Origin of the sequence: Jeongeupia wiesaeckerbachi (assembly GCF_050916355.1) — a bacterium.
Taxonomy (GTDB): Bacteria; Pseudomonadota; Gammaproteobacteria; order Burkholderiales; family Chitinibacteraceae; genus Jeongeupia; species Jeongeupia wiesaeckerbachi.
In genome coordinates this window covers 2,583,195-2,610,093 of record NZ_CP136946.1, presented here as the reverse complement: position 1 = coordinate 2,610,093, position 26,899 = coordinate 2,583,195, and the positions used below count along the sequence as shown (strand labels likewise).

At 65.0% G+C, this 26,899-nt stretch carries 20 protein-coding genes; 5 read left to right on the top strand and 15 right to left on the bottom strand.

Annotated features, from left to right (window positions below; genetic code table 11):
- Positions 1 to 127: 127 nt before the first annotated feature.
- From R0382_RS12765 to R0382_RS12755, 3 genes are all read left to right on the top strand, one after another.
- Entirely contained in the window at positions 128 to 1,315 is a 1,188-nt protein-coding gene (locus R0382_RS12765) for a PAS domain-containing protein (RefSeq protein ID WP_432719995.1), read from the top strand.
- Between the two features lie 74 nt (positions 1,316 to 1,389).
- Positions 1,390 to 5,271, top strand: a complete 3,882-nt coding sequence (hrpA, locus tag R0382_RS12760; RefSeq protein WP_432719993.1) for an ATP-dependent RNA helicase HrpA — start codon at positions 1,390 to 1,392, stop codon at positions 5,269 to 5,271.
- Positions 5,268 to 5,999, top strand: coding sequence for a hypothetical protein (locus tag R0382_RS12755; RefSeq protein ID WP_432719991.1), 732 nt, complete (start codon positions 5,268 to 5,270; stop codon positions 5,997 to 5,999). The genes hrpA and R0382_RS12755 overlap by 4 nt, the downstream gene beginning before the upstream one ends.
- Before the next feature lie 36 nt (positions 6,000 to 6,035).
- Here the strand turns inward: R0382_RS12755 and R0382_RS12750 are convergent, their stop codons facing one another.
- The gene (locus R0382_RS12750) at positions 6,036 to 7,724 is read right to left on the bottom strand and encodes a histidine-type phosphatase (RefSeq protein ID WP_432719990.1); all 1,689 of its coding nucleotides are present in this window, start codon (positions 7,722 to 7,724) and stop codon (positions 6,036 to 6,038) included.
- A 62-nt stretch (positions 7,725 to 7,786) separates the two neighbouring features.
- Entirely contained in the window at positions 7,787 to 8,116 is a 330-nt protein-coding gene (locus R0382_RS12745; protein ID WP_432719988.1) for a YkgJ family cysteine cluster protein, read from the bottom strand.
- A 337-nt stretch (positions 8,117 to 8,453) separates the two neighbouring features.
- On the opposite strand from R0382_RS12745, the gene R0382_RS12740 reads away from it, so the two are divergent.
- The gene (locus tag R0382_RS12740; protein WP_432719987.1) at positions 8,454 to 8,834 is read left to right on the top strand and encodes a VOC family protein; all 381 of its coding nucleotides are present in this window, start codon (positions 8,454 to 8,456) and stop codon (positions 8,832 to 8,834) included.
- Here the strand turns inward: R0382_RS12740 and R0382_RS12735 are convergent.
- The 11 genes from R0382_RS12735 to R0382_RS12685 form a co-directional block, all read right to left on the bottom strand.
- Positions 8,831 to 9,970 carry a TIGR03364 family FAD-dependent oxidoreductase gene (locus R0382_RS12735; protein ID WP_432719986.1) on the bottom strand — a complete coding sequence of 380 codons (1,140 nt, stop codon included), beginning with the start codon at positions 9,968 to 9,970 and terminating at the stop codon, positions 8,831 to 8,833. The genes R0382_RS12740 and R0382_RS12735 overlap by 4 nt on opposite strands.
- A gap of 79 nt (positions 9,971 to 10,049) precedes the next feature.
- Positions 10,050 to 10,883: a phosphonoacetaldehyde hydrolase gene (gene phnX / locus R0382_RS12730; RefSeq protein WP_432719985.1), complete on the bottom strand. Its 834-nt coding sequence runs from the start codon at positions 10,881 to 10,883 to the stop codon at positions 10,050 to 10,052.
- A gap of 129 nt (positions 10,884 to 11,012) precedes the next feature.
- On the bottom strand, positions 11,013 to 12,113 hold the full coding sequence (locus tag R0382_RS12725) for a 2-aminoethylphosphonate--pyruvate transaminase (protein ID WP_432719983.1): 1,101 nt from the start codon (positions 12,111 to 12,113) through the stop codon (positions 11,013 to 11,015).
- Positions 12,114 to 12,184: 71 nt separating this feature from the next.
- Positions 12,185 to 13,873, bottom strand: a complete 1,689-nt coding sequence (locus R0382_RS12720; RefSeq protein ID WP_432719982.1) for a putative 2-aminoethylphosphonate ABC transporter permease subunit — start codon at positions 13,871 to 13,873, stop codon at positions 12,185 to 12,187.
- On the bottom strand, positions 13,870 to 15,009 hold the full coding sequence (locus R0382_RS12715) for a putative 2-aminoethylphosphonate ABC transporter ATP-binding protein (protein ID WP_432719980.1): 1,140 nt from the start codon (positions 15,007 to 15,009) through the stop codon (positions 13,870 to 13,872). Before R0382_RS12715 ends, R0382_RS12720 begins: the two co-directional genes overlap by 4 nt.
- The gene (locus tag R0382_RS12710) at positions 15,006 to 15,572 is read right to left on the bottom strand and encodes a phosphonate degradation HD-domain oxygenase (RefSeq protein WP_432719979.1); all 567 of its coding nucleotides are present in this window, start codon (positions 15,570 to 15,572) and stop codon (positions 15,006 to 15,008) included. Before R0382_RS12710 ends, R0382_RS12715 begins: the two co-directional genes overlap by 4 nt.
- Before the next feature lie 157 nt (positions 15,573 to 15,729).
- Positions 15,730 to 16,746: a putative 2-aminoethylphosphonate ABC transporter substrate-binding protein gene (locus R0382_RS12705; RefSeq protein ID WP_432719978.1), complete on the bottom strand. Its 1,017-nt coding sequence runs from the start codon at positions 16,744 to 16,746 to the stop codon at positions 15,730 to 15,732.
- Between the two features lie 121 nt (positions 16,747 to 16,867).
- On the bottom strand, positions 16,868 to 18,931 hold the full coding sequence (locus R0382_RS12700) for a putative bifunctional diguanylate cyclase/phosphodiesterase (RefSeq protein WP_432719977.1): 2,064 nt from the start codon (positions 18,929 to 18,931) through the stop codon (positions 16,868 to 16,870).
- A 118-nt stretch (positions 18,932 to 19,049) separates the two neighbouring features.
- Positions 19,050 to 20,855 (bottom strand): M61 family metallopeptidase, encoded by a 1,806-nt coding sequence (locus tag R0382_RS12695; protein ID WP_432719976.1) that lies wholly within the window; start codon positions 20,853 to 20,855, stop codon positions 19,050 to 19,052.
- 14 nt (positions 20,856 to 20,869) lie between these two features.
- Positions 20,870 to 22,132, bottom strand: a complete 1,263-nt coding sequence (locus tag R0382_RS12690; protein ID WP_432719974.1) for a diguanylate cyclase — start codon at positions 22,130 to 22,132, stop codon at positions 20,870 to 20,872.
- A 5-nt stretch (positions 22,133 to 22,137) separates the two neighbouring features.
- A complete protein-coding gene (locus R0382_RS12685; protein ID WP_432719973.1) occupies positions 22,138 to 22,548 on the bottom strand; it encodes an RNA-binding S4 domain-containing protein in 411 nt (136 codons plus the stop codon).
- Between the two features lie 157 nt (positions 22,549 to 22,705).
- Between R0382_RS12685 and R0382_RS12680 the strand changes: the two genes are divergently transcribed.
- Complete coding sequence (locus R0382_RS12680; RefSeq protein WP_432719971.1) at positions 22,706 to 23,452, top strand: SDR family NAD(P)-dependent oxidoreductase; 747 nt, start codon at positions 22,706 to 22,708, stop codon at positions 23,450 to 23,452.
- Between the two features lie 46 nt (positions 23,453 to 23,498).
- Here the strand turns inward: R0382_RS12680 and R0382_RS12675 are convergent, their stop codons facing one another.
- Together R0382_RS12675 and typA are read right to left on the bottom strand one after the other, a co-directional pair.
- Entirely contained in the window at positions 23,499 to 24,899 is a 1,401-nt protein-coding gene (locus R0382_RS12675; RefSeq protein ID WP_432719970.1) for a polysaccharide lyase, read from the bottom strand.
- A 183-nt stretch (positions 24,900 to 25,082) separates the two neighbouring features.
- Complete coding sequence (typA, locus tag R0382_RS12670) at positions 25,083 to 26,897, bottom strand: translational GTPase TypA (protein ID WP_432719969.1); 1,815 nt, start codon at positions 26,895 to 26,897, stop codon at positions 25,083 to 25,085.
- Positions 26,898 to 26,899 lie beyond the last annotated feature (2 nt).

The window sequence follows — 26,899 nt, the reverse complement described above, 5'->3', positions numbered from 1 at the left end:
TTTTGCATTTCTGCCGCACTGTTGCAATGCAGTCACCGTTGCAGACACCCCTGATGGTCAAGCCCCCGGCCCGACCGATACACTCGTGGTCGTCTTTGACCCGATCCCGGACAGGCGCCCAATCCGCATGCGCTCCCTGCCCCATTCCGTATTTGTCGCCGCCGCCGTCGGCGTCGCCGTATTGCTGGCCCTCAGCCCAGTACTGGCGTCGTCCTCAATCGGCATGCTGCTGCTGCAGCTTGGCATCGCCGTGTGCGCGGCGGTGCTGTGGTTCGGCACCCGGCGTGACAACCAAGCCAAGCCACCGCCGGATTTTGCCGATCTGCCCGCCTGCCTACCCGATCTGCTCTGGCAAATCGACTACGCCAATCGCTCGGCGATTGCGCTCAATGCCCCCCGCTACGATCAGCACCCGATGCCCGCCAGCGGCAACAATCGCATTTCCTCGCTGTTCCCGACCCGCATCGCCCGGCAGTTCCTCGAATCGCTGATCGTCGTCCAGAGCAGCAACAAGCCGCTGCATTTCGAATACAAGATCGGCAACGACGCGCGCAGCACCCGGGCGTTCGAAGTCCGGATGATGCCGCGGGATACGAAGAGTTGCGTCGCACTGATCCGTGATGTCAGCGCGCTCAAGGACGCCGAGGAAGCCCTGTTCCAGCAGCAACTGTTCGTCAATCAGGTGATCGATGTCAGCCCGAACCTGATCTACGTTCGCGATCGGCATGGCCGCTTCCTGCTGGTCAACCGCGCCACGCAGACCACGCTCGGTCACGATCTGCTGGTGCAGTCGCACATGGGCACCGACGACGGCAGCCTGCCGTTCTCGACCGGCGACGAAGAAGTACTCGAACACGGCCAGACGATCCGCGTCGTCGACCACTGGACCCTGCCCAATGGCCGGACCCACTGGTTCGACATCACCAAGCAACCGCTGGTCCGCGACGGTGACGTCTACATCCTGTCGATCGCAATCGACATCAGCCACGTCAAGGCCGCCGAGGCGGCGCTGGCCGTCACCGACCCGCTCGGTGGCGACATCGCCGACGCGCTGCCCTGTGCTTTCCTGCTGGTACGCGATGCCCAGATCGAATTCGCCAATCTGCGCGCCTGCGAGTTGCTGAACACACCGCCCGTTACCCTGCTCGGGCGTCCGCTCGACGTGATCGCCGGTACCAGCCTGCTCCCCGAGAACGACGACACCCAGCGCACTTGCCGCTTTACACCGGTGACCAGCGAAACGGCACTGATCAGCGACGCCCGGACGATCAGCAGCAGCGCCAGAACACTGATCGTGCTGCGACCCGCCGACTAGCAGGCCCGCGGCATCGCAGGCCCGCGGTTGCCGCGTGATAAAATGCGCGGTTACGCCAACGACGCCGCGCCGCAATGACCGCTTCCGCTTCCCTTTCCGAACTCCTGGCCCTGGTGCCGGCACGTGAACACGCCCCACTGGCCAGGAAGCTCGCCACGCTCGAAGCCCGCAGCGCGGCCGGCAAACCGGTCGACCGGCTCAAAACCGAGCTTGAACGCGAACTGGTCCACGCCGCCGGCAAGACCGAGCGGCGGCGGCACAATCTGCCGGTCCCGAGCTTCGACGAATCGCTGCCGGTCAATCAGCGCCGCGACGAGATCCGCGCGGCGATCGCGGCCCATCAGGTCGTCATCGTCTGCGGCGAAACCGGCTCGGGCAAGACCACGCAGCTGCCGAAAATCTGCCTTGAGCTCGGCCGCGGCGTCACCGGGCTGATCGGCCACACTCAGCCACGCCGGCTGGCCGCGCGCTCGGTCGCGACACGGATCGCGCAGGAGCTGCAGTCCGAGCTCGGCAGCATCGTCGGCTTCAAGGTCCGTTTCACCGAGAAATCGAGCGGCGACAGCTATATCAAGCTGATGACCGACGGCATCCTGCTGGCCGAAACGCTGTCCGACCGCGATCTCGCCGCCTACGACACGATCATCGTCGACGAGGCGCACGAACGCAGCCTCAACATCGATTTCCTGCTCGGTTACCTGAAGCAGCTGTTGCCGCGCCGGCCCGACCTCAAGGTCATCGTCACGTCGGCGACGATCGACGCCGAACGTTTCTCGGCACATTTCGACGGTGCGCCGGTACTCGAGGTCTCGGGCCGCACCTATCCGGTCGAAGTCCGCTACGCGCCACTCGAAAGCCGAGACGAGGACGACGCCGAGATCGAGATGGAAGAAGCCATCGTCGCCGAGGTCGAGCAGTTGTGGCGCACCGACGGCGCCGGCGACGTCCTGGTCTTCCTGCCCGGCGAGCGAGAAATCCGCGAAACCACCGAGGCCTTTCGCAAGGCCAAGCTGCGCAATGCCGAAGTAATTCCGCTGTTCGCAAGGCTGAGCAACGAAGACCAGCAGCGCATTTTCCGCCCCGGCAACGGCCGCCGCGTTGTGCTGGCGACCAACGTCGCCGAAACCTCGCTCACCGTCCCCGGCATCCGCTATGTGATCGATTCCGGCCACGCGCGGATCAACCGCTACAGCCCGCGCGCCAAGGTCGAGCAGCTGCTGGTCGAAAAGATTTCGCAGGCATCGGCAAGGCAGCGTGCCGGCCGTTGCGGCCGCGTGTCGTCGGGCATTTGCGTGCGGCTGTATTCGGAGGAAGATTTCAATCTGCGCTCGCCGTTCACCGATCCGGAAATCATCCGCTCCAGCCTCGCCGGCGTGATCCTGCGCATGGCCGCGCTCAGGCTCGGCAAGGTCGACGCCTTCCCCTTTCTCGAAGCGCCGTCGAGCCGCCTCGTCGCCGACGGCTACCAGCAGTTGCACGAACTCGGCGCCGTCGACGATCAGGACGAACTGACCCCGGTCGGCAAACAGCTGGCGCGGCTGCCCGTCGATCCGCGACTGGCTCGCATGCTGCTCGCCGGTCACGAGCACACCTGCCTGAAGGAGGTGCTGATCATCGCCTCGGGCCTGTCGGTGCAAGACCCGCGCGACCGGCCGTTTGACGCGCGCGACGCCGCCGATCGTGCGCAGGCGAAGTTCGTCGACGAGAAGTCCGACTTCCTCACCTATCTGAACCTGTGGGCCTTCTTCGAGAAGGCCGTCGCCGAGAAGACGTCGAACCGCCAGCTCGTCGAGGTCTGCCATACCCATTTCCTGTCGCACATCCGCATGCGCGAATGGCGCGACCTGTACCGGCAGCTGGCCGACATCGTCGACGACCTCGGCTGGCGCACCAACGAGTCCGCGGGCACCTTCGAGCAGATCCACAAGGCGCTGCTGACCGGGCTGCTGGGCAATCTGGGCTTCAAACAGCCCGACAACGACGAATACCTCGGCGCACGCGGCATCAAGTTCAACATCTTCCCGGGCTCCGGCTTGAAGAAATCGCGGCCGAAATGGATTGTTGCCGGCGAACTGGTCGAGACGACCAAGCTCTACGCGCGCGGCGTCGCGGCGATCGAATCGGACTGGGTCGAGAAACTCGCGACGCACCTGACGAAGAAACAGTATTTCGACCCGCACTGGGAAAAAGCCGGCGCGCAGGTGATCGCCAGCGAGCGCGTCACGCTGTACGGCCTACCCATCGTCAACCGCCGCCGCGTCCACTACGGCCGGATCAACGCCGTCGAGGCGCGCGAGATCTTCATCCGCGAAGCGCTGGTCCGCTTCAACTATGAAACCCGCGCCAAATTCTTCGATCACAACCTCGAACTGCTGCTCGAGATCGAAGAGCTCGAACACAAGGCGCGCCGGCAGGACGTGCTGGTCGACGAAAACGCGCTGTACGCCTTCTTCGACGAACGCGTGCCGGCTGACCTCGTCAACGGCGCCAGCTTCGAGGCCTGGCTGAAAAAAGCCGAACGCGACAATCCGCAGCTTTTGTATTTGAGCCGCGAATTCCTGATGAGCCACACCGCCGATGCGGTGACCGAGGATCAGTTCCCGGTGTTCTTCAAGCTGGCCGAAGCCAAGTTGCCGCTCGCCTATCGCTTCGAGCTCGGCCACGCACTCGACGGCGTGACGCTGACGCTGCCGCTGCATCAGCTGAACCGCGTCAATCACGCGGTGTTCGACTGGCTGGTGCCGGGCATGCTGCGCGAAAAGGTCACGCTGCTGGTCAAATCGCTGCCGAAAACCATCCGCCGCGTCTGCGTACCGGTGCCCGAGTTCGCGACCAAAATGCTGCTTGAGCTTGACAAGGCCGACCGCGAAGCGCCGCTGCTGCCGCAGCTGGCGCATGCGGTGACGCGCGGTACCGGCCTGACCGTGACCGCCGACGATTTCGACGCCAGCGTGCTGCCGCCCCACCTGCTGATGAACTTCCGCGTCGTCGACGACGCCGGCCAGGAGCTGGCCAGCGGGCGCGACCTGATCGCGATCCGCGCCCAGCTCGGCGAAGCCGCGCAGCTGACCTTCCGCGACGAGGCCGACGACAACAGCATCGAAAAATCCGGCATCGTGAAATGGGACTTCGGCGACCTGCCCGAGCAGATCACCTTCAAGCGCCACGGCCGCAAGCTGACCGGCTATCCGGCGCTGGTGCCCGACGAAGACGCTTGCGCCATCCGGCTGTTCGATACCGCGCATGCGGCCGCTGCAGCACACCGCCAGGGCGTGGTGCGGCTGATGCGGCTCGAATTGAAAGAGCACGTCAAACAACTGGAAAAATCGGTGCCGAACTTCCAGCAGCACGCGATCGCGCTGCGCAGCACGCAGAACGCCGACCAGTTGATGGCCGACATCGTCGCGGCGATCTGCGACCGCGCCTTCGTCGGTGATGACGACGCACCGCGCAGCAAGAAGGAGTTCGACAACCAGAAATCGCGCGCCAAGGTCCGGCTGCCGAGCGTGCGCGATGCCGTGGTCCGCACACTGGCGGCGGTGGTCGCCGAATACGTGCCGGTGGTGATGGTGGCGAACAAGTCCGGCAACCTCGCCCACGCGCTGAACCAGCAGCTCGGCACACTGGTGTATCAGGGCTTCCTCGCCGCGACGCCGTGGGAGCAGTTGCCACGGCTGCCGCTGTACTTGAAGGCGATCCGCATCCGGCTGGAAAAGCGCGTCGCCAACCCGCAGCGCGACGGCCAGCGCAACGCCGAGATCACCGAGCTATGGCAACGCTGGGAGAGCGAACTCGACAAGTGGCAGCGCGAAGGCCGCGATACCGCGCCGCTGGCGCCGTTCCGCTGGATGATCGAAGAGCTGCGCATCTCGCTGTTCGCGCAGGAGCTGAAAACGCCGTATCCGGTGTCGCTGAAGCGGCTGAACAAGACCTGGGACGAGATCACCCGCCGATGAAGCCGGTAATCAGACCGCACCTCGACCTGCGCGGCGCGCTGCAGGGTGTCGCGCCGCCGCAGGACGAACGCCGCACCGCGCTGATTGCCGGTGCGGTCAACCGGCTCGGCGAAGCACTGCTGAACCGGCTGCTGGTCGAGTACCGCCACGTCTGGGTGCTGACGAGCAAACCGCTGCTCAGCAGCACGTCGCGCTGCGACGAGATCCAGCTGCCCGGCGATCCGCTCGATCATGCCGAACTGGCGGCCATCCGCCTGCCGCAGGTCGACGACGTGTACTGCCATGTCGGCGAGCGCGGCCTGGCCAACCAGCGCGATGCCGGCCTGCACGCCGTGTCCCATGACGACATCGTCCCGATCGCGCAGGCCGCTGCGCGGGCGGGCGCGCGCCAGTTCTGCCTGATCGAGGCAATGGCGCCGAGCACGCAGATGATGCGCCACCTGCCGCTGGCCGCCGGCGAAACCGGCCGGCAGCTGGCGCTGTTGCCGTTCGAACGCGTGGCGCATGTCCATCCGACCGTCTTCAGGACGCCACCGGCCGGACAAGGCTGGCTGGCGCGGTTCCACTCGGCCTATCTGGCCCAGTTCGCCTACATGCTGCCGCGTTCGGCCACGCCGCTGACCAGCCCGAGGATCGCCGAAGCGTGCGTGCTGCTGATGCAGGCCCCTGCGTCCGGTAACCAGGTACTCGACATGCGCGATCTGCGCAGCCTGCTCGGGCTGGACTGAACGCCCCCGCCGCCAGGCGGTCGGGGCCGGACCGGCTCAGCTTGCCACGTGACCGTAGCAGGCTTTCAGCTTGCCATAGTCGTAGAAGTTGCTGCCGGCACTGTAACGGGCGCCCTCGCAGTCCGCCTTGAAGGCCGTCTCGCGCTCGTTGTAGAGCATCTTCACCAGCAGCCTGCCACCGGCATCGCGATAGACATCCCACTGCACATTGGCGGCCATCGGCGACACCAGCTCGCCACGCCACGGATTATTGTCGTAGCTGTAGGTCTGCGCCTTGGGCACCGGCACGTAGACGTTGGCCAACCCGAGGCTGGACGAAAACGGAACGATGATTTCGGCATGCGTGAAGCGCAGCTTGGCCGCACGGCCGAGCTGGCCCTTGGCGATGGCGTCGACCTCGTTGAAGAAATCCTCGCGCAGCGCGGTGGCCATCCTGAACGTGACCGAGCCGGCTTCGCTCATGCCCGGCCCCATCGCGTAGAAGTCCTGCGCATCCTGCAGGTAGGCGAAGGCCCTGGCCTGCGCATCCGGCAGATAGGCGCTGAAATCGAGATCGAGCGTGCCCTTGAAGGCCGGCGTGATCACGTAAACGTTGTACAACATCGACACCGCATCAACGATGCCTTTCACCGTCGTCTTGCCGTCACCGGTCAGCGTGTTGGTGAACTTGCCGTCGTCGCTGGTGAAGCTGAAGCTGCCGCTGTTGGCAAAGCTGTAAGTGCCGTTATCGATCCTGTCGACGAAAGCCTTGGTGAACAAGCGCTCGAGCACCGCGCGCGCGGCAACCTTCAGTGCCGGGTCGGCATTGAATCCGGCCAGTTTGGCGCTCAGATCGGCATCGGCGGCGTAGGCCTGGAACGCCAGGCTGTCCTGATACGTCTGGTAATACGGGCTGGCGGGGTCGCTGACCAGATCGGTTTTGGCGGCGAGCTTGTGGAAGTACAACAGGAAGCGGTTCACGCCTGCGGCCTGTGCCACCGGGGCATTGGCCGGATAGGCGGTCAGCGCGTCGGCGGCGACGGTGACCGGCTTGAGTGCCGGCGCATTGCCCGTCAGCGCCTGACTGAAGAAACTGGCGCTGTCGACGGCCCGGTCGACGCCGGACGATTGCACGACGATCTGCCGCGCCGCGCCGCTCCCGGCAGCCTTGGCCACATCGTCGAAGTAAGCCGGCAGCCGCTTGAGCAATCGCGCCGCCAGCTGCTGGTGTTCGGCAATGCCGACCGCGGTCAGGTTGCCATAGCCCGGCGTTGAAATGCCGGCAACACCGTAGCCGAGCAAGGCATTGGCCTTCATCAACCGCATCAGGTCCGGACCCAGTTTCTGCCCCAGCTCGGTCAGCGCGCCGTCGGCGGCGGCCTTCTGCCAGATCGCATACATCGCCGCATCGTACTTCAGGCTGGACAGCCCACGGGAGCCGTGACGGGCGACAAGTTCGGTGTACACCGGGCTGAAGCCGGCTGGCGGCGCCTCGTAGCTCGCCATGTCCTGCTTCGGCGAATACGGTGTCTTGGTCGTGTACCAGGTTTGCGGCACCGGCGCCGGAGTCGGCGCGGGACTCGGTACCGGCGCCGGAGTCGGCGCGGGACTCGGTACCGGCGTGGGAGCCGGGACCGGGGTCGGTACCGGTGCGGGCGTCGGGCTGGCATTGTCGCTGCCGCCACCACAGGCGCTCAGATTGGCCAGCAGTGCGCCGGCAAACGCGGTTGCTACGATCTTCCTCACCTTGCTGCTCTCTTGTCGTCATCGGTCAAGGAGCGGCAGCGTACGAGCCGGAGGTGACGGCGCTATGACAGGCTGATTGCCGCCTGTAAGGCTGGCAGGCCGTGGCGGGCGCGGGCATCGTTGCAGCGCTCGTCGCCCTCGCTGAACTCGTGGCAGGTGCTCGAGCGCTGGGTGTAGATGCTGCAGCCGACCGAGACGCCCACATCGCCCAGCAGCGCGATGCATTTGACCGGTGCGACCTCGGTGCCACGCATCGCCACCCGCCACGGATTGATCTGCGTCGTCAGCTCGGCCGGCACCGTGCCGCCCGGACAGGCGTCGGTTTCGCCCCAGTAGAACGAGACACGAAAACTGGCGCAGCAGGCGCCGCAGGATTGACAGGCGGAGGACATCGCGGGGATACCGGTAAACGGTGCACCCTGCACCGCGGCGCGATCATAGCCAGCCCTTGCCCGTCCCAGCCATTGCAAACCGTGTGGCATGATTCGTTGTTGCGCGTTTGCACCAGTCGCACGATGAGCGCCCGCAACGACGGCTTCCGTAGCGTCGGCCTAGCGCGGCAAACGTACCGGGTGACAAGCCGATGAAAAGAGGCTGGCAAGGCGCGCAAAACGTCGCACGGAGACGTCGACGGCCGCGTCGGCACCAAAGTCCGGCCAATAAGCGCGACGCCGCCAGCGGTTTTGTTCACCGCCCTTATTCAGTCACCGCCACCGTACAGGATCAGCCATGGCGCATCTTCATCACCTCACCATCGCCGTTCCGCCCGGCGGCACCGAAGCGGTCGTCGCCTTCTATGCCGACGTGCTCGGTTTTGCCCGCATTCCCAAGCCGGCCAAGGGCGGCCGGGTCAGCGGTGCATGGCTGCAACTGTCGCCGACGGTGCAACTGCACCTGTCGGAAAGCGATATGCCGCCCCACCCCAGCGCCCACTTTGCCGTCGTGGTCGACGACCTTGCCGCCGTGCGGGTCAAACTGGCCGAGCGTGGCATCGACTGGCACGCGCAATCCGATGTCCTCGGCAGCCCGCGCGGCTTCACCATCGATCCTGCCGGCAACCGTGTCGAGCTGATTCAGGCCGCCGGCACTGCGCCGATGACGGCCGACTAGGCCAGCGCAGCGTCCAGCACCTGCTCGGCCAGCCCGAATGCCACGCTCATGCCGATGCCGCAGGTAATCGCCACCGCCGTGACGCCGGGCGCCGCCGGTTTGACGAGATAGCCGCCCGGGCCACTGGCGTACACGCCTTGCCAGCGCTCGATCACGGTCAGTCGCCGGCCGAGCAACGATTCGGCCAGCTGCAGCAGACGCCGGTCGATCGCCTCGCTGCCGAACGGACCGACCGACTCGGCGTAGCGGTGCGAATCGCCGATCAGCAGTTCGCCCGATTCACCGACCTGCTGGACGATCAGGTGAATGCCCTCCATCAGCCAGACCGGGTCGGCGTCGTCGAGCTGGCGACGCAAGGCCGCGAGCGTTTCCAGCCCGGCAAACGAGTCGTAGCGCAGCGTCGACATCCCGGTCATGAAAGCCGGGCCAAGCGTCAGCCCCGGATTGGCGACGCGCAGCATCTGCAAGGCGCAGCGCTGCAGCGGCGGCTCGGCGTAGGCATCGGCAAACAGCGTCTGGAAATCGTGGCCAGCGCAGACAAAGGCCCGCTCGGCATGCCAGACGCCACGGCTGGTCGTCACGGTCGGTAGCTCGATCGCGTTGACCTGCGCGCCGAAGACGAACTCGACCCCGTGTACCTCGGCCAGCCAGGCAACAAGACGCGGCAAGGCGACGCGTGATTCGAAGGCGATCTCGTCGCCACTGTGCAGCGCGCCGGTGACCTGGCCGATCGGCAGGCCGAACGCAGCAACTGCGGTCCGGCTCAGCAAGCGCGTGCCGTAGGTGTCGCCACGCAGCGCCTGAAACTCGTCGAGCACCGCCTGCTCGACCGGATTGCGCGCCACGGTCACGCTGCCGCAGGCCTTGTGCCAGCAGCCGGCCTGCGGCAAGACGTCGAGCCAGATCTCGCGGCTGGCCTGTGCCAGCGCGTGCATCTCGCCCTGCGCCTGCCCGAGCACGAGGCCAAGGCCGAAATTGCGAATCGATGCGCCGAGCGGCTGGCTGTCGCGTTCGAACACCGTCACGGTGTAGCCGCGCTTGACCGCCGCCAGCGCATGCGCCAGCCCGACGATGCCGGCACCGACGATGGCGATATCACAGCGGCGCTGGCTTGCTGCGCTTGGTGTCATGCTCATGGTTGCGCTCCCCACATGGTCTGGCTCGCGAGCGCTTTTCGCGCGTCCTGACTCATGGGCGCTCCCCGCGCGGCCTGACTCATGGACGCTCCCCGCGCGCGAGGCGCGCGTTGATCTCGGCGATCACCGCCGGTAGCGCGGCGATGCTGTCGATGACGAAATGCGCGCCGGCGGCGTAGAGCTTGGCCTCGGCCGGTGCGCGCCGTGCCGCCTGCTCGGACGGACCGAGCGCCGTCCACTCCTCAAATGTCAGCCCGACTTCATTGCCCGATGCCGACAGGCCGACCGTCCACATGCCGGCCGCCAGACCCTCGTCGATGCCCGGCACCGTGTCGTCGACCTTGACGCAGGCGGCAACATCGCTGGCGCCAAGGCGAACAACGTTTTCCAGCGCCATCCACGGCCCCGGCCGGCCGCCGGCGGCCAGATCGTCGGTCGCGATGGTGCAGTCGGGCGCATAGCCGCGCTCGGCGGCGATCGGGAGCAGCGTGTCCATCACGATGCGCGGATAACCCGAGCACGAACCGATGCTGATGCCCTGTGCGCGCAAGGCCGCGATCACCTCAAGCGCGCCGGGGATCAGCTGCGAGTACTGACCGACGTGGGCAACCTGCAGCGGCATGAAGGCTTCGTATACGGCGTCAACGTCGCGGTCGCTCATCTCGTGGCCGTACTTTGCGCGCCAGCGCGCGGCCACCTGCGGCATGTCGCCCAGCGCGCGGATATGGTCCCACTTGGCCAGCCCCATCGACACGCGCGCCTCGGCCATGTGGATGTCGATGCCGAAGCCGCCCAGTGCGTCGATCAGTACCTGGGTCGGTGCGAACGAGCCGAAATCGACGACAGTGCCGGCCCAGTCGAAAATCACGGCCTGCAGCTTGCCGGCGTAGCGGCGGGTGTAGCGGTAGTTCATGGGTATGCTCCTGTTAAAGAGCGGCCGGAAAAACCCTGCCGGCTGGGCGTGCGAGGCGTCCCTCGGGGACTCCCTGCGGTCGCAGCAGCACGAGCAAGTACGGCATGGGGTTTTGCCGGCCGCGACAAATCAGTGGGTCCAGCCCAGTTCGGCCAGTGCATCGGCCATCGCCGACACGGCCTGGCCGATCTCGGCGTGATCGATCGCGCCGATGCAGCCGACGCGGAAGGTCTCGACCTCGGTCAGCTTGCCCGGGTACAAGACGAAGCCGCGGGCGCGCACTGCCTCGTAGAAGCGCTTGAAGTCGTAATCGGGATGGCGCGGCGCGTGGACGGTGACGATGATCGGCGCCTGCAGCGACGGTTCGAGCAACGGCCTCAGCCCCAGTCGCGCCAGACCCGACACCAGCTGACGGCAATTGGCCGCGTAGCGCGCCAGCCGCGCCGACTGGCCGCCCTCCGCCAGATACTGTTCCAGCGCCGACGCCAGCGCGGCGACGACATGGGTTGGCGGCGTGAAGCGCCATTGGCCGGTTTTCTGCAGATAGAGGTACTGGTCGACGAGGTCGAGCGCGAGCGAATGGCTGTTGCCGCTAGCCGCCAGCAGCGCCTCGCGCTGGGCGATGACGAAGCCGACGCCGGGCACGCCTTCGAGGCATTTGTTGCTCGTCGCGATCAGCGCATCGAAGCGGATCTCGCGCGCATCGACCGGCAGCGCACCGAAGGCGCTCATTGCGTCGATGATCAGCCGCCGCCCCGCCCGCTCGACCACGGCGGCGATCGCGGCCAGCGGGTTGAGGATGCCGGTGCTGGTTTCGCAATGGATTGCGCCAACGTGGGTGATCGCCGGATCGGCGGCCAGCCGGACCGCGATTTCGGCCGGGTCGGCCGGTTGATCGTCGGCGGTTTCATACACGGCAACCTGCCGGCCGATCACCTTGGTGAGCTGCGCCATCCGTCGGCCATACGCGCCGTTGACGAGCACCAGCAGCTTGCCGTCCTTCGGCACTAGTGTGCCGATCGCCGCTTCGACGGCAAACGTGCCCGAGCCCTGCAACGGCACGCAGACGTGCGTCTCGCCGCCGTGGACGATGTTCACCAGATCGTTGCAGACCCGCGCCGTCAGCGCATTGAACGCCGAATCCCACGAGCCCCAGTCGGTCAGCATGGCGGTCTTGGTCGCCAGGCTGGTCGTCAGCGGCCCCGGGGTGAGCAAAATGGCTTCTCTCATTGCTTTCTCTCAGTCATCTAGACGAATTTTCTGCTACCAAAAAACCGGGGCAAGGCCCCGGCCGAATAGGTTCAACGTGTGCGCCACGCCTGCGTCTTCCGCCCCAGCCACCATGCGGCGACGCTGAACACCAGACAGATCAGCGCCGACGCGGCGACGATCAGCGTCGCCATCGCCGCGGCCGCAGCGGTGTCACCGGCGTCGTCCATGTTCAGCACCGCCACCGATGCCAGCACGGTATCGGGCGTGTAGATGAAGATGACCGCCGAGACGGTGCACATCGCCGAAACAAAATAGAAGCGCGCGATATCGAGCATCGCCGGCAGACAGACCGGCAGCGTCACCCGCCACAGCGTCGTCCAGAACGGCACCTTGAGCGAGGCGGCGACGGCTTCGAACTCGGCATCGAGCTGCTTCAGCGCCGTCGTCGCGGTCAGGTTCGCCGTGGTGTAGAAGTGCATGACCGAACACAGCACCAGCACCGTCATCGAGCCGTAGAGGAAGTGCAGCGGATTGGCCGGATTGTTGAAGAAGAGGATGTAGCCGAGGCCGAGCACCAGGCCCGGTACCGCCATCGGGACAATCGCTAGCATTTTCACCAGTTGCCGCGCGACCGGCGCCGCGCTGGTCTTTTCGGCCAGATAGGCGCCGGCGAACACCGCCAGCGTGCCGAACACCGCGGTCGCCAAGGCCAGCTTCACGCTGTTGAAGAACGCCGCCCAGCCACCGCCATCCATATTGTCGAAGTCGAAATGCGCCAGCGTCGGGCTCAGGTTGTACGGCCACAGCTTGATGAATGCCGCAGCGATCGCGGTGCCCAGCACCACCAGCATCGCACCGCCGATCAGCGTGCACGTCAGCGTACTGACGAGGTCGACCCAGCCCTGCGGTTTGACCACCAGCGGCTGAGCGCGGGCGGAAAGCAGGGCCCGCTGGCGTTTCTGCAGCAGATGGTCGATCACGAAACCGAGCACCGCCGGCAGCAGCAGCAACATGCCGATCACCGCGCCCTTGGGGAAGTTCTGCTGACCGATGACCTGCTTGTACACCTCGACCGCAAGGACGTTGTACTGACCGCCAATCACCTTCGGCGCGCCGAAATCGACGATGACCAGCGTGAACACGACCAGCGCCGACGAGATCAGCCCGTAGCGTGCCGCCGGCAGCGTCACGGTCAGGAAGCGGCGGATGCGGCCGGCACCGAGCGCCGTCGCCGCTTCGTACAGCCGGGCATCGGCAACCGACAGCGCCGTGACCAGAATCATCAGCGCATGCGGAAACGTGAAGAAGACTTCGGCAATGACGATGCCCCAGAAGCCATAGATGCTGCCGTCGGGAAACCACGCTTTCAACAGGCCCTGATTGCCGAACAGGTAGACCAGCGCGATGCCGGGCAGCAGCGACGGCGCGAGCAGCGGAATCAGCGCCAGCGCGCGGAACAGCGGCTTGGCCGGCATGCAGGTGCGCGTCAGCGCGGCGGCAAACACATAGGCCAGCGGCAGCACGATCGCCGTCGTCGTCAGCGAGACCGCGAGGCTGTTCGACACGGCATCCCAGAAGCGCGCCTCACCGGCGATCGCGGCGAATTGGGCCAGGCCGGCAAACTGGCCATCGTCGCCGGTCAGCGCCTTGCCGAGGATCGCAGCCAGCGGCAGCGCCAGGCCCAGCACCAGCGCGGCCGCCAGCAGCCATAACAGACCGGCGGCCACGTACTGGCTGCGGTCCGGCGCGATCCGGCCACGCAAGCGCAGCGCGATCATGCGGCACCGCCAGTCGAGGTCGAGGGCGAAAAGGCCCGCAAACGGTTGGCCGGCAGCGACACCGGCACCATGCGCGCCAGCGACAGGTTCAGCCGCTCGAACTCGCTGCGCGCCACGTCGGCCAGCAGCGGCTGGCCACCCCAGCCCGGCACGCTCAGCGCAACGCGGTAGAAGCCGCCGAGCAATTCGATCTTGCGCACATGCGCCAGCGCGGTGTTGACGATCTGCGCCTCGACCGGGCTCCAGCTCGCGTGCAGCTGCACGTCCTCGGGCCGGATGAACAACTCGACCGGATGGCCGTCGGGCCGCGGCGGGGTCACCGTGGCGCCGAGCAAGGCATCGCCGAGCTGGACCTGACCAATGCCGGCCGACGTCGCGGCCAGCCAGTTCGACTGGCCGACGAATTCGGCGACAAAGCGGTTCGCCGGTCGCGCGTAGATTTCTTCCGGCGTGCCGACCTGCTCGATCACACCGTGGTTCATCACCACGATGCGGTCGGCCATCGTCAGCGCTTCTTCCTGATCGTGCGTCACCATGATCGTCGTGACGCCAAGCTTTTGCTGCAGCGACTTGATCTCGCGGCGCAGATGCTCGCGCACGCGGGCGTCGAGCGCCGACAGCGGCTCGTCGAGCAGGAGCAGCGACGGGCTCGTCGCCAGCGCACGCGCCAGCGCGACGCGCTGCTGCTGCCCACCCGACAATTGCGACGGAAACTTGTGCTCGATACCCGGCAGGCCGATCTGCGCCAGCAGCTCGGTAACGCGCAAGGTCTTGTCCTCGCGCCGACCCTTGAGGCCATAGGCGATGTTCTGCGCGACGTTCAGATTCGGAAACAGTGCGTAGCTCTGAAAGACGATGCCGTAGTCACGCTGCGAGGCAGGCAGCCGCGTCACCTCGCGTTCGGCATCGTCGACAGCCATGAACAGCGCGCCGTCGCTGGCGGTTTCCAGCCCGGCGATGATGCGCAGCAGGGTCGTCTTGCCGCAGCCCGACGGGCCGAGCAGACACAGGAACTCGCCCTTTTTCACCGACAGCGATACGCCTTCGAGCGCCGTGAATGCCCCGAAGCGCTTGGCGACGCGCTCGACCCGCAATGCGTCGAGCGTGCTTGTCGTTTGCTGCCAATCGCGGTTCATTGCAGTGCTCCGGCCCGCGTATGCGCGGCGCGGCGGGCAATCGTCAGATAGTGGTCCAGGCCCGGCGTCGTCTTGCCGACCACCTTGGCCTCATCATCCCAGCGCCGCAGCGCGATCGCGGCGACGGCATGCGGGTTGCGGCCGAAGCGTTCGGCCTCCGGTTCAGCCATCACCCCGCCCTGCAGCGCCAGCGACAGGCGCGACGCTTCCGACAGATCCGCCAGATAGCCCGGCTCGACCCCGCACAGATAGCGCTTGGCCGTGACATGCAGCGCGATCGGCGCCAGCACGTCATCGCCAAACAGTTCGCGCAGTGCGGCAACCCCAGTCTGCTCGTGACGATCGTCGATCCCATCGGCGAGGTCGTCGTCCCCCTGCCCGGCCACCAGATGGCCGACGTCGTGCAGCAGGGCGGCGGTGATCAGCGCCGCCGGGGCCCCGTCGCGCTCGGCGCACTCGGCGCTTTGCAAGGCGTGTTCGAGCTGGCTGATGGCCTCGCCGCCGTACAGCGAATGGCCTGCGTCGCGCAACAGGCTTTCCAGCCCAGACCAATCCAGGATCATGGTGTTTCCGTCCGGTTTTGACATGGCGCCACTCTAGATGGCTTGTATTACGTACCCATGACGTCTAGACGACTTTGGCGGGCACTTGGCGAGGCGCAGCGCACGCCGGAATGCAAACAGCCCCGCGTGCGGGGCTGTTTGGCAAATGAAGCGCTGCTTACTTCTTCGGCTCGGATTTGGCGTCGTAACGCTTGGTCCATTCGGCAAGGATCTTGTCGCGATTGTTCGCCGACCATTTCAGATCCTGCTTGATCAGCAGTTGCTCGTAGTTGGCCGGAATGTGCTCGTTTTTCTTGGCCACGCCCGGCATGGCGACGATGGCGAAGTTCTTTTCGTACAGCTCGTTGGCCGAGCGCGATGCCGACCAGTCGGCGAGCTTCCTCGCCGCCTCGACGTGCTTGGTGCCCTTCATGATCGCCGTGGCTTCGACGTCCCAGCCCAGGCCTTCCTTCGGGAACACGAGATCGATCGGCGCGCCGCCTTCCTTGAGCTTGGCCGCACGGTACTCGAACGAAATGCCGATCGGGAACTCGCCGGCTGCCGCCTGTTTGCACGGCTTGGAGCCCGAGTGCGTGTACTGGGCAATGTTGTCGTGCAACTTGTCCATATAGGCCCAGCCGTCCTTCTCGCCGAAGACCTTGAGCCATGCCGAAACGTCGAAGTAGCCGGTGCCGCTCGACGCCGGGTTCGGCATGACGATCTTGCCCTTGTACTCAGGCTTGGTCAGGTCGTTCCAGCTTTCCGGCTTCTTCAGCCCAAGCTTGGCGGCTTCGACGGTATTGAAACAGATCGTCGCGCCCCAAACGTCCATCCCGACCCACGACGGCGGGCTGGACGGATCGACATAGGCCTTGGACAGCTTGTCGACGCCCTTCGGCGCGTAGCCCTGCAGCATCCCTTCCTTCTCGAGCACCAGCAGCGAGCTGGCGGCGACGCCCATCACGACATCGGCCTGCGGGCTGGCTTTTTCGGCCAGCAGTTTGGCGGTGATGATGCCGGTCGAATCGCGCACCCACTTGATCTTGATGCCCGGGTTCTCTTCCTCGAACTTCTGCTGATAGGCCTTGAGCTGATCGGCCTCCAGCGCGGTGTACACGGTGAGCGTGGTATCGGCGAAAGCGGTGCCGGCAAATACGCAGGCAAGGCCGAAAGCGATACGGTTGACGAGTTTCATGGCTGCGATCCTTGTGCGATCCAGTGAGAGGGAAATCGCAGCGGATTCTAGGCAGCACTTATTACGAGGTTGTGACGTCTAGACCTATTCTGGAAGTCGGTCTACGGGCGCCAGCCGACGCTCAGGACGACAGCACCGGCGCCATATTTGGCACCCGCGGTGGCACGTCGAAGCCCTTTTCCAGCCAGCGCGTCAGCTCGTCGGCGGGCATCGGCTTGGCGATCAGATAGCCTTGCGCCTCGTCGCAGCCCATCACCGCCAGCGCCTGCCAGGTCGCCGGCGTTTCCACCCCTTCAGCAACCACATCAAGGCCGAGGATGTGACCGAGTTCGATGATCGAGCGCACGATGGAGACATTCTCGAAGTTGTGCTCGAGCCGCTCGATGAAGGTCCGGTCGATTTTCAGCTCGTGTACCGGCATCTGCGCCAGATAGCCAAACGACGAATAACCGTTGCCGAAGTCATCGATCGACAGCTGCACACCGAGCTGGCGCAGTCGGTCCAGATTGGTGAGCAATTGTTTCGGCCGGTGCATCATGCCGGTTTCGGTGATCTCGAGGCTGAGCTGCGCCGGGTCGATGCCATGACGCCGCAAAGCCCGGTCGACAAAGGCGACGAAGCTATCGTCCTCGACGTCGCTCATGCCGACATTCACCGCAATGCACAGGGTCAGTCCTCCCTCACGCCAGCGCGCCAGCTGACTGGTCACACTATCGACGACCCAATGCGTGATCGCCCGCAACCGCCCCGTCTGTTCGGCAAACGGAATGAACTCGTCCGGACCGATCCAGCCCCGTTCGGGATGCGCCCAGCGCACCAGCGCTTCGGCCTTGCTGACCGATCCGTCGCGCAGCAAGGCCTTGGGCTGATAATGCACGCGCAGCTGGCCGCCTTCGATTGCCTCGCGCAGATCGGCGAGCAAGGCCGTCCGGTTGCGGCGGTGCGTTTCGGTTTCGGTGCAATAGACCGCGTATGCGGCATGGTCGCGCTTGGCGAGATACATTGCCACTTCGGCGTGGCGCAACAGCAACTCCGCGCTCTCGCCGTGCTCCGGGTAAGCTGCAACGCCGATCCCGACGCTCAGATCGAGACGCTGGCCGCTGATGATCACCGGGTCGACCAGCGCGGACTCCAGCCGCGCCAGCAATCGCGGCAGACTACCGATCAGCGCATTGGGGAAGAGCAGGGCAAACTCGTCGCCGGGTAGCCGCGCGCACAATTCGCCACGCAGATGCATCAGGCCCGACAGGCGCTTGGCAAGCGCCACCAGCATTGCGTCACCGGTCTGATAGCCGAGGTAATCATTGACGTACTTGAACTGGTTGATGTCGATCAGCAGCACGACGAACGGTGTGCCGTCGGTCACGATCTGCGTCTGCATCAGCTCGAGCATGCGGCTCCGGTTGGGCAAGCCGGTCAGTCCATCTTCGAATGCCTGACGCAGGATCAGCCTTTGCCGCTCGGCAACCGCTTCGCTCATCGCATTGAAATTGCTCGCCAGCTCGCCGAGTTCACCGCGGCCCTTGAAACGCAGCCGCGTGCTGTAATCGCCACCCCGCATGCGCCGAACCGCAGCGAGCATCTGTGTCATCGGCGCGGCCAGCCAGCGTGCCAGCAAGCAGGACAGCAGCAGCCCGGTCAGCAGCAGCGCCCCGCCGCCAATGGCGACCTCGATTCTGGCTTGCTGCAAAGCCTGGTTGAAGCCCTCGTCTGCAACCGTGACTGCAATGATGTAACGACTGGCACTGTTGAGCGGGCCGGGAACAAAAAGTACGCGGGCCGATCGCCCCTGGATCCGTGCTTCGAGCACCTGGACCTTGCCACCGGTCCGCGCCGGGGCAAGCAGTTCGATCGGGATCCGTCCTTGCGCGAAGGCGTTGATGGTCGCGCCAGCAACCCAGCGCGGCGTGTCGCGGTCGAAGACGTAAAAGCCCAAGCCATCGATGCCGGCCTGCAGGCAATAGCGCTCGATGGCAAAACGGGATTGGACTGGGTCATGCTGCGCGTCGTCGAGCAGCACATTCTGCGAAACCAGACTCGGCGGCAGCAGCGGCTCGGCGGCGGCTGCCGCTGCACGCAGCCGACCGTCGACTTCGGCCCGGATGGCAGACGCCTTGAGCCAATAGACATAAGTTGCACCTGCACCACTGATGATCATGGTGATCAACAGAAATACAAGCAGCATCCGGTTTCGCAAGCTGAAAAGCCAGCCCGATCCGGGCAGGGGCAGATACATGCGGACGTCCGTGTTGGGCTACTCATTCAATTTACACAAGCCCACACAAACTTACCAAAAACTTAATTTATTCATCCAGCCAAGCAAGGCGCAAAGGATTCCCCCCCGCATCCCGCAGCCTGAGCCCCCAGGTATCGGTCAGGGCAAGCTGCAGTTGCAGGCTCCGCTCGATCAGCTCGTCGCGCCGGAAGGCGTGGACATGCACCTTGGCGCCAGCCGGATAGCCGGCCAGCACGCCGTCAAAGCTGGCCGCGTTGACGCGCAACCCGTCGAAAGCGACCAGCACATCGCCGGCCGCCAGCCCCGCGGACCTGGCCGCGCCACCATCGAAGACCTGGGTCAGCTTGATCCCGGCCGGATCGGCAGCCACACGGGCGCCGATGCTGATGCCGGCGGTAATCGTGCCGGTGCGCCAGCCGCCCTTGTCGCTGCCGCCCAGTGGCGGTCGCAGTTGTACGTCGACACCGAATGCGTCGAGCAGCTCGGCCGCCGGCAAGTCATCGGTCGAACGCAGGGCCCGATCGAAAAAGGCCTTGAGATCGAATCCTGCCACTTCGCTGGCAACGGCCTCCCATTCGGTTTCACCGACCCCGATGCCATTCCGGTCGAAGTCGCGGCCGAAGCGTTGCCACAGCGTCCGCATGACGTCGTCGAGGCTCTTCGCGCCGTCGGTCCGCTGCCGGATGGTCAGGTCGAGGCACAAGGCCGCCAGCGCGCCCTTGGTGTAGTAGCTGACCAGCGCATTGGGGCTGTTTTCGTCCTGCCGGTAGTACTTGACCCAGGCATCGAGGCTGGCGTCTTCCAGCGTCTGCCGTTTGCGCCCCGGCGCCCGTTCGACGCCGGTCAGCGTCTGTGCCAGCAAATCCAGATACTGTTGCGGCGTCAGGATGCCGGCGCGCAGCAGCATCAGGTCGTCGTAGTACGAGGTGATGCCCTCGAACGCCCACAACAGCCGGGTGTAGGCTTCGCGATCGAGCGGATACGGTGCATATGCCGCCGGTTTGATCCGCTTGACGTTCCAGCTGTGGAAGTACTCGTGGCTGCACAGCCCGAGATACTGGATATAACCGGTCTTACGTTCGGTCTCGTGCGCCAGCGGCAAATCCGGGCGGCTGGTGATCAGCGCGGTCGAGGCGCGGTGCTCGAGCCCGCCATAGCCGTCGCCGGTCACCATAGTCATGAACAGGTAGCGATCGAACGGTGCCGGCTCGCCGAACAGGCGAATCTGCGCTTCGCAGATTTTCTTCAGGTCTTTCTTCAGCTGTTTGAAATCGGTCCGGTGCCGGCCTGCAATGACGATTTCATGCGGTATGCCGCAGGCCTTGAAGCTGTCCGTATCGAAGGTACCAAGCTCGACCGGGTGATCGATCAGCTCGTCGTAATCGCGTGCGCGATAGCGTCCGAAGCCGCCGTCCTTGAGCTTCACCGCCGGCAGCGTCGTCGCCACGCGCCAGCGCTTGCCCGCATCACCGCGTGGCGTGGCGATATCGACGTCGCACGGCTGCGACTCCTGGCCGGCCACGGCGACGAAAACGCTGGTGCCGTTGAAGAAGCCGCGCGTGTCGTCCAGATAAGCACCGCGCACCGACAGATCGAAGGCGTACACACGGTATTCGATCACCAGCGGTCCGGCCACCGCTACGGCCTGCCAGCGGTGCTTGTCCAGTTTGCGCAGTTCAACCGGTTTTTTGCCGCTGTATGCGGCCATTTCGGTGATGTTCCGCGCAAACTCCCGAATCAGGTAACTGCCGGGGATCCACACCGGCAACCAGACGATCTGGCCATCGGCAGCTGGTTCGGCAATTGTCAGCGTCACATCGAAATAGTGGCCGGCGAGATCGGCTGGGCGGATACGGTAGTGCAGTGCAGACATGGGCTTCCTTGTTGTTAGCGCGCCAGGCCGACCTGGTTGCGGCCGGCCGCCTTGGCCTGGTAGAGCGCCGCATCGGCGGTTTCAATCAGTTGTTCGGTTTGCATGCCGTTGCTCAATTGTGCAACGCCGGCACTGAACGAAATCGTCAACGGTTCGCCGTTGCCGCTGAAATGGCAAAGCTCGCTGAAACGCTGCCGCAGCTCGTCGACCTGCTGCGCCGCGCGCAATAGCGATGCATCGGGAAAGATGATCGAGAATTCCTCGCCGCCGTAACGGCCGACGAGATCGGCCCCCGGAAAGCTCTGCCGCAGCAGTCGCGCCAGGCTCTTGATCACCCGGTCGCCCACGGCATGGCCGTAGCGGTCGTTGACCGACTTGAAATGATCGATGTCGATCATCGCGAACGCCAGCGGACGCACGGTCTCGTGCGCACGCGCCACTTCCTGCAGCAGCCGTTCGATCAGGTGGGTATGGTTCAACAGCCGGGTCAGGCTGTCGCGCGTCATCAGTTCGCGCAGGCGGCGATAGCGGTCGACCATCATCGCGACGATGTCGATCAGCTCGTCGGGGTCGTTGTTCTTCACCAGGAAATCATCGCCGCCCATGCGCCGCGCCGACAGCTGCCTGCCCCGCTGCGTTTCGCTCGACAGGAAAACGATCGGGATGCCGTCGAAGGCCGGATTCTGCCGCAGCACCTTGGCCAGCTCGTCGCCGGTGCATTCGGGCATATACATGTCGAGCAGGATCAGCTCGGGCTTTTCCAGCGCCACCAGCTGCGGCACCTTCAGCGGATTCTTGACGCTGCGCACGCGCATGCCGGCCATGGTCAGCACATTGCTCGCCCAGTGGGTCAGCGTCTCCGAGTCATCGACGATCAGCACCCTCGCCGCTTGCGGCGACTGGGCCTCGAGCATCCGGTCGATCTGGTCGATCAGCCTGTGGCTATCGAAGGGCTTGGGCAGGAAATCGGTCACGCCGGCGCGGGCCAGTTCGATCTGTTCCTGCGCGGCCATCGGTAGCGACAGATACACCAGAGGCCCCTGGCTCAGCCGCGCGATCATCGGCAGCACCTGCGTCAGCGTCATGTCCTCGCAGCCTGCCTCGTCGACCAGCACCGCCAGCGGCGCCTCGCCGTGCATCGCCGCGAGCAACGCGCTGGCGCGGGCACAGGCGATCGCACGCAGGCCGAACATCGCCAGTTGCTGGCTGACCGTCGCGGCGTAATCGCCATTGCGACACAGCAGATAAATCGGTGCGGAGAGCGTATCGGAAGCCATCGGTTTCAGCCTTGCTGCTTGCGCGAGAAATCATGAAGTTGCCGGCGCCATTTCTTGGTCGGCCGGCCTTTGGACAGCGGGTGCTCGAACGTCGGCACCAGCTCGCGATCCAGCGCCTGCTGCGCCCGCCTCGCCTCGCTGTCGGGTGTTTCGGCGTACAGCGTCCGGGCGACTTCGGCCGGGCCGCGCCGGTCGGACAAACCTTGAACGGCCAGCTCGAACTCGCCGTGGGCGGTCAGTACGCGCAGGCGATCACCGATCTTGACGGTTCGCGCCGGCTTGGCGCGATCGCCGTTCAGATGAACGTGACCGGCGTCGATCGCCTCGGTGGCCATCGAACGGGTCTTGAAAAAGCGCGCCGCCCAGAGCCATTTGTCCAGCCGGACCTTGGTCGCGGCCTCGTCGTGTACCGGCATGATGTCCAGACCGTCGTGAGATGCGGTGAATGGTACTACGCGTTCGATCCGCCTGCCCTGTGTCCGCAACTGCGCTGGCCGAAATTACCGGTGATTGTCTGTTGCTGCCTCACACAGCATGGTGCACGCTAAAAAGCCGTTCAAGCAGGAGACCACCATGATTGTCGTCGTCACCGGTGCCAGCGCCGGATTCGGTCAGGCCATCGCACGCCGTTTTGTCGCCGAAGGCCACCAGGTCGTCGCTGCGGGCCGGCGGATCGACCGGTTGAACGCCCTGGCTGCGGAACTGGGTGCCAAACTGTTGCCGCTGCAGCTCGACGTCACCGACCGCGACGCGGTGGCCAGCGCCTTCGCCGCCCTGCCCGCCGACTTTGCCGCCGTCGATTTGCTGGTCAACAACGCCGGACTGGCACTCGGGCTTGAACCGGCGCAACGCGCCGATCTCGACGACTGGGGCCGGATGATCGACACCAACATCAAGGGCCTCGTCTACTGCACCCGTGCCCTGTTGCCGGGCATGGTCGAACGCGGCCGTGGTCACGTCGTCAACCTCGGCTCGACCGCAGGCGAATGGCCCTATCCGGGCGGCAACGTCTACGGGGCGAGCAAGGCCTTCGTACGCCAGCTCAGCTACAACCTGCGCGCCGACCTGCTTGGCACGCCGGTGCGCGTCACCAATATCGAGCCCGGGCTGGCCGGCGGCACCGAGTTCTCCAATGTGCGCTTCCATGGCGATGACGCCAAGGCCGGTGCGGTGTACCAGAACGTTCAGCCGCTGACCGCCGACGACATCGCCGACACCGTCTACTGGGCGGCTAGCCGGCCGGCACACGTCAACATCAACAATATCCAGCTGATGCCGGTGTGCCAGGCCAACGGGCCGCTGGCAATCCATCGCGGCTGAAACAACAAACCCGCTCATGGCGGGTTTGTTGTTTGCCCGAGCCCGATCAGGACCAGGGCTCGCTCAACTCGATCCACTTCTGGCCGTTGTCGAGCCGCAGCGGCGAGTACACCTGGTAGTAGACATCGAGCAGGCTGCTGGCGAGCGGGTCGACGTTGGCCGCCACATAAGCGCGCGCCTTGTAGTAGCGGTAGACGCCGTTGCCGTCGATGCGGAACACCAGACTGTTCTGCGCATAGCTCTTACCGGCTTGCCACTGGCCGTAGCCAACGATCGGATCGTTGTGCGGCGGTGGCGCTTTCACCGTGTCGACCAGCGCCAGCGGGCTGGTGGTCGCAACGCGGAAGTCGTCGAAGTAGGCGTACTGATCGCTGGCCGGCGCCCAGTCGGCGCTCGAGCCGCCAAAGAAAGTATCCATCTTGATCGCCGACACACCCACTGCGGCGGCATTGCGCAGCAACAGCCCGCTTTGCTCCAGCACCAGCTTGCCATCGACCCACTGGCGGAACTGGCCGGTGGCCTGACCCGCGTCACCCAGCACGACCTGCTGCGTCAGCGTGTACCAGACGCCCGGCTTGAATCTGGTCGCAACGGCGTAATAGTCGCCGCATTCGTCCTTCTTGCCCGGATAGTACTGATAGCTGAAGCCGACGCCGTTTTCGCGCCACATCAGCCGGGTGGTGAAGCCGTCGAAGGTGCCGTTCTGGATGCAGCCGGTCGGCGTATCGCCACCGCCCAGCCCCGGCAACTTGCCGCCCTTGACCCAGGTGAAGCCGCTGTCGAAGCGCAGCTTGTACTGCAGCCACAGCTGGCCGTAGTTGCCACCCAGCGGTGCATCGAAGGTCATCGCCGAGTTGCCACCGATCTGGCCGGCCTTGTAGGTAACGCGCAGCACCTTGTTGGCCTGATTGTCCGGATCGCCGACGATCGACAGTCGCCCCGCCGCGACACCGGTCGATTCACCGGGTGTGATCCCCCAGTCGCTCTGAAAAGCGCCGGCCGTATACAGACCGACCGCATCGTTTTCGAACGTGTTCTGCAGCACCCAGCCACCGGGTACCGGAGTCGGAGTCGGAGTCGGAGTCGGAGTCGGAGTCGGAGTCGGCGATGGTACTGGCGTTGGCGTTGGCGTTGGCGTTGGCGTTGGCGTTGGCGTTGGCGTTGGCGTTGGCGTTGGCGTTGGCGTTGGCGTTGGCGAGGGTGTCGGGGTCGGCGTTGCGCCGCAAGTCCCGCCGACCGACCACAACGTCGGCGTCGCTGCCGGGTTCCAGCCGGTACCGACGTAGGCGGTGTGCGTGCTGCGGGCGGTGTAGACCGTTCCGCTATAGATCACCGTATCACCGGCGGTATAAGTGTTGCCTTCGGCCCAGTCGCCGCGGCAGGCAGCGTGGCCAAGCATGCTCAGGCCCAACAGCACGGCAAACGCCGCACCCTGTATCGTTTTCATCGCTGTCTCCATCCTTGGCGTCCGGCGCCTTGTGTGAATGCCGGCCTTCGGGCCGATCGCGAAAAACGATAAGTCGGGTCACCACGCCGGACAAGCGACCGGCGGCAGGCGTTGCGCCGGGCACGACAGACGGACAAAAAAAACGGAGCCGCTCGGGCTCCGTTCTTTTCAAGGCACGCTGAATCAGCCTTCCGACTTGGCCGCACGGCGGCGTTCGTGTTCCTGCAGGTGACGCTTGCGGATACGAATCGACTTCGGGGTGATTTCGACCAGTTCGTCGTCGTCGATGAACTCGACCGCCGATTCCAGCGACAGCTTGATCGGCGTGGTCAGGCGAACGGCTTCGTCGGTGCCCGAGGCGCGGACGTTGGTCAGCTGCTTGCCCTTGATCGGGTTCACGACCAGATCGTTGTCGCGCGAATGGATGCCGATGATCATGCCTTCATACAGCTTGTCGCCCGGCGACACGAACATGCGGCCGCGGTCTTCCAGCTTCCACAGTGCGTAGGCCACGGCTTCGCCGTTGTCCTGCGAGATCAGCACGCCGTTGTGGCGACCCGGCATGTCCGGCTTCACCGGTGCGTAGTCGTCGAACACGTGGCTCATCAGGCCGGTGCCGCGGGTCATGGTCATGAAGTCCGACTGGAAGCCGATCAGGCCACGTGCCGGGATATGGTATTCCAGACGCGTCCGGCCTTGGCCGTCCGATTCCATATTGGTCAGCTCGCCACGGCGACGACCGATTTCTTCCATGATGCCGCCCTGGTGTTCGTCTTCCAGGTCGATGGTCAGGTTTTCGTACGGCTCGCTCTTGACGCCGTTGACGTCCTTGTAAACGACGCGCGGCTTGGCCACGGCCATTTCAAAGCCTTCGCGACGCATGCTTTCCAGCAGGATGGTCAGGTGCAACTCACCGCGGCCCGACACGCGGAAGATATCGGCATCGGCCGTGTCTTCGACGCGCAGCGCGACGTTGGTCAGCAGTTCCTTGGTCAGGCGATCGCGGATCTGGCGCGACGTGACGAACTTGCCTTCGGTGCCGGCCAGCGGCGAGGTGTTGACCATGAAGTCCATGTTCAGCGTCGGCTCATCGACGCCGAGCACCGGCAGGCCGACCGGGTTTTCCTTGTCACAGATCGTGACACCGATACCGATGTCGTCCAGACCCGAGATGATGATGATGTCGCCGGCTTCGGCGCCTTCAACCGGCACACGGTCCAGACCCTGGAAACCCAGCACCTGGTTGATACGGCCCGACGCCACTTGCTCGTCGTGGTTCATCACCACCACTTGCTGGCCCGGCTTGATGCGGCCGTTGACGACCTTGCCGACGCCAAGGCGGCCGGTGTAGGTCGAGTAGTCCAGTGCCGACAGTTGCAGTTGCAGCGGTGCATCCGGATCACCCGGCGGGGTCGGAACGTGCTTGAGCACGACTTCGAACAGCGGACGCATATTGTCCGACTCTTCGGCCAGTTCAAGCTTGGCAAAACCGTTCAGGCCCGATGCGTAAATGATCGGGAAGTCGAGCTGTTCGTCGGTCGCGCCGAGCTTGTCGAACAGATCGAACGTCTGGTCGACAACCCAGTCCGGACGTGCGCCCGGACGGTCGACCTTGTTGATCACGACGATCGGCTTCAGACCCAGCGCCAGCGCTTTCTTGGTCACGAAACGGGTTTGCGGCATCGGGCCTTCAACCGAATCGACCAGCAGCAGCACACCGTCGACCATGCCGAGCACGCGCTCGACTTCACCGCCGAAGTCAGCGTGCCCCGGGGTGTCGACGATGTTGATGTGGGTGCCTTCGTATTCGATGGCGGTGTTCTTGGCCAGAATCGTGATGCCACGTTCCTTTTCAAGATCGTTCGAGTCCATCACGCGCTCGTCAACCTGCTGGTTGTCGCGGAAGGTGCCGGATTGGCGCAGGAGTTGGTCGACCAGGGTGGTTTTGCCGTGGTCGACGTGGGCAATGATGGCGATGTTGCGAAGGGCGCGTGTCATGG

What these genes read in the sequence shown, in the direction of transcription:
- R0382_RS12765 (WP_432719995.1), top strand. Translation starts at nt 128, where the DNA reads ATGCGCTCCCTGCCCCATTCCGTATTTGTCGCCGCCGCCGTCGGCGTC.
- hrpA (WP_432719993.1), top strand. Translation starts at nt 1,390, where the DNA reads ATGACCGCTTCCGCTTCCCTTTCCGAACTCCTGGCCCTGGTGCCGGCA.
- R0382_RS12755 (WP_432719991.1), top strand. Translation starts at nt 5,268, where the DNA reads ATGAAGCCGGTAATCAGACCGCACCTCGACCTGCGCGGCGCGCTGCAG.
- R0382_RS12745 (WP_432719988.1), bottom strand. Translation starts at nt 8,116, where the DNA reads ATGTCCTCCGCCTGTCAATCCTGCGGCGCCTGCTGCGCCAGTTTTCGT.
- R0382_RS12740 (WP_432719987.1), top strand. Translation starts at nt 8,454, where the DNA reads ATGGCGCATCTTCATCACCTCACCATCGCCGTTCCGCCCGGCGGCACC.
- R0382_RS12735 (WP_432719986.1), bottom strand. Translation starts at nt 9,970, where the DNA reads ATGAGCATGACACCAAGCGCAGCAAGCCAGCGCCGCTGTGATATCGCC.
- phnX (WP_432719985.1), bottom strand. Translation starts at nt 10,883, where the DNA reads ATGAACTACCGCTACACCCGCCGCTACGCCGGCAAGCTGCAGGCCGTG.
- R0382_RS12725 (WP_432719983.1), bottom strand. Translation starts at nt 12,113, where the DNA reads ATGAGAGAAGCCATTTTGCTCACCCCGGGGCCGCTGACGACCAGCCTG.
- R0382_RS12720 (WP_432719982.1), bottom strand. Translation starts at nt 13,873, where the DNA reads ATGATCGCGCTGCGCTTGCGTGGCCGGATCGCGCCGGACCGCAGCCAG.
- R0382_RS12715 (WP_432719980.1), bottom strand. Translation starts at nt 15,009, where the DNA reads ATGAACCGCGATTGGCAGCAAACGACAAGCACGCTCGACGCATTGCGG.
- R0382_RS12710 (WP_432719979.1), bottom strand. Translation starts at nt 15,572, where the DNA reads ATGATCCTGGATTGGTCTGGGCTGGAAAGCCTGTTGCGCGACGCAGGC.
- R0382_RS12705 (WP_432719978.1), bottom strand. Translation starts at nt 16,746, where the DNA reads ATGAAACTCGTCAACCGTATCGCTTTCGGCCTTGCCTGCGTATTTGCC.
- R0382_RS12700 (WP_432719977.1), bottom strand. Translation starts at nt 18,931, where the DNA reads ATGCTGCTTGTATTTCTGTTGATCACCATGATCATCAGTGGTGCAGGT.
- R0382_RS12695 (WP_432719976.1), bottom strand. Translation starts at nt 20,855, where the DNA reads ATGTCTGCACTGCACTACCGTATCCGCCCAGCCGATCTCGCCGGCCAC.
- R0382_RS12690 (WP_432719974.1), bottom strand. Translation starts at nt 22,132, where the DNA reads ATGGCTTCCGATACGCTCTCCGCACCGATTTATCTGCTGTGTCGCAAT.
- R0382_RS12685 (WP_432719973.1), bottom strand. Translation starts at nt 22,548, where the DNA reads ATGCCGGTACACGACGAGGCCGCGACCAAGGTCCGGCTGGACAAATGG.
- R0382_RS12680 (WP_432719971.1), top strand. Translation starts at nt 22,706, where the DNA reads ATGATTGTCGTCGTCACCGGTGCCAGCGCCGGATTCGGTCAGGCCATC.
- R0382_RS12675 (WP_432719970.1), bottom strand. Translation starts at nt 24,899, where the DNA reads ATGAAAACGATACAGGGTGCGGCGTTTGCCGTGCTGTTGGGCCTGAGC.
- typA (WP_432719969.1), bottom strand. Translation starts at nt 26,897, where the DNA reads ATGACACGCGCCCTTCGCAACATCGCCATCATTGCCCACGTCGACCAC.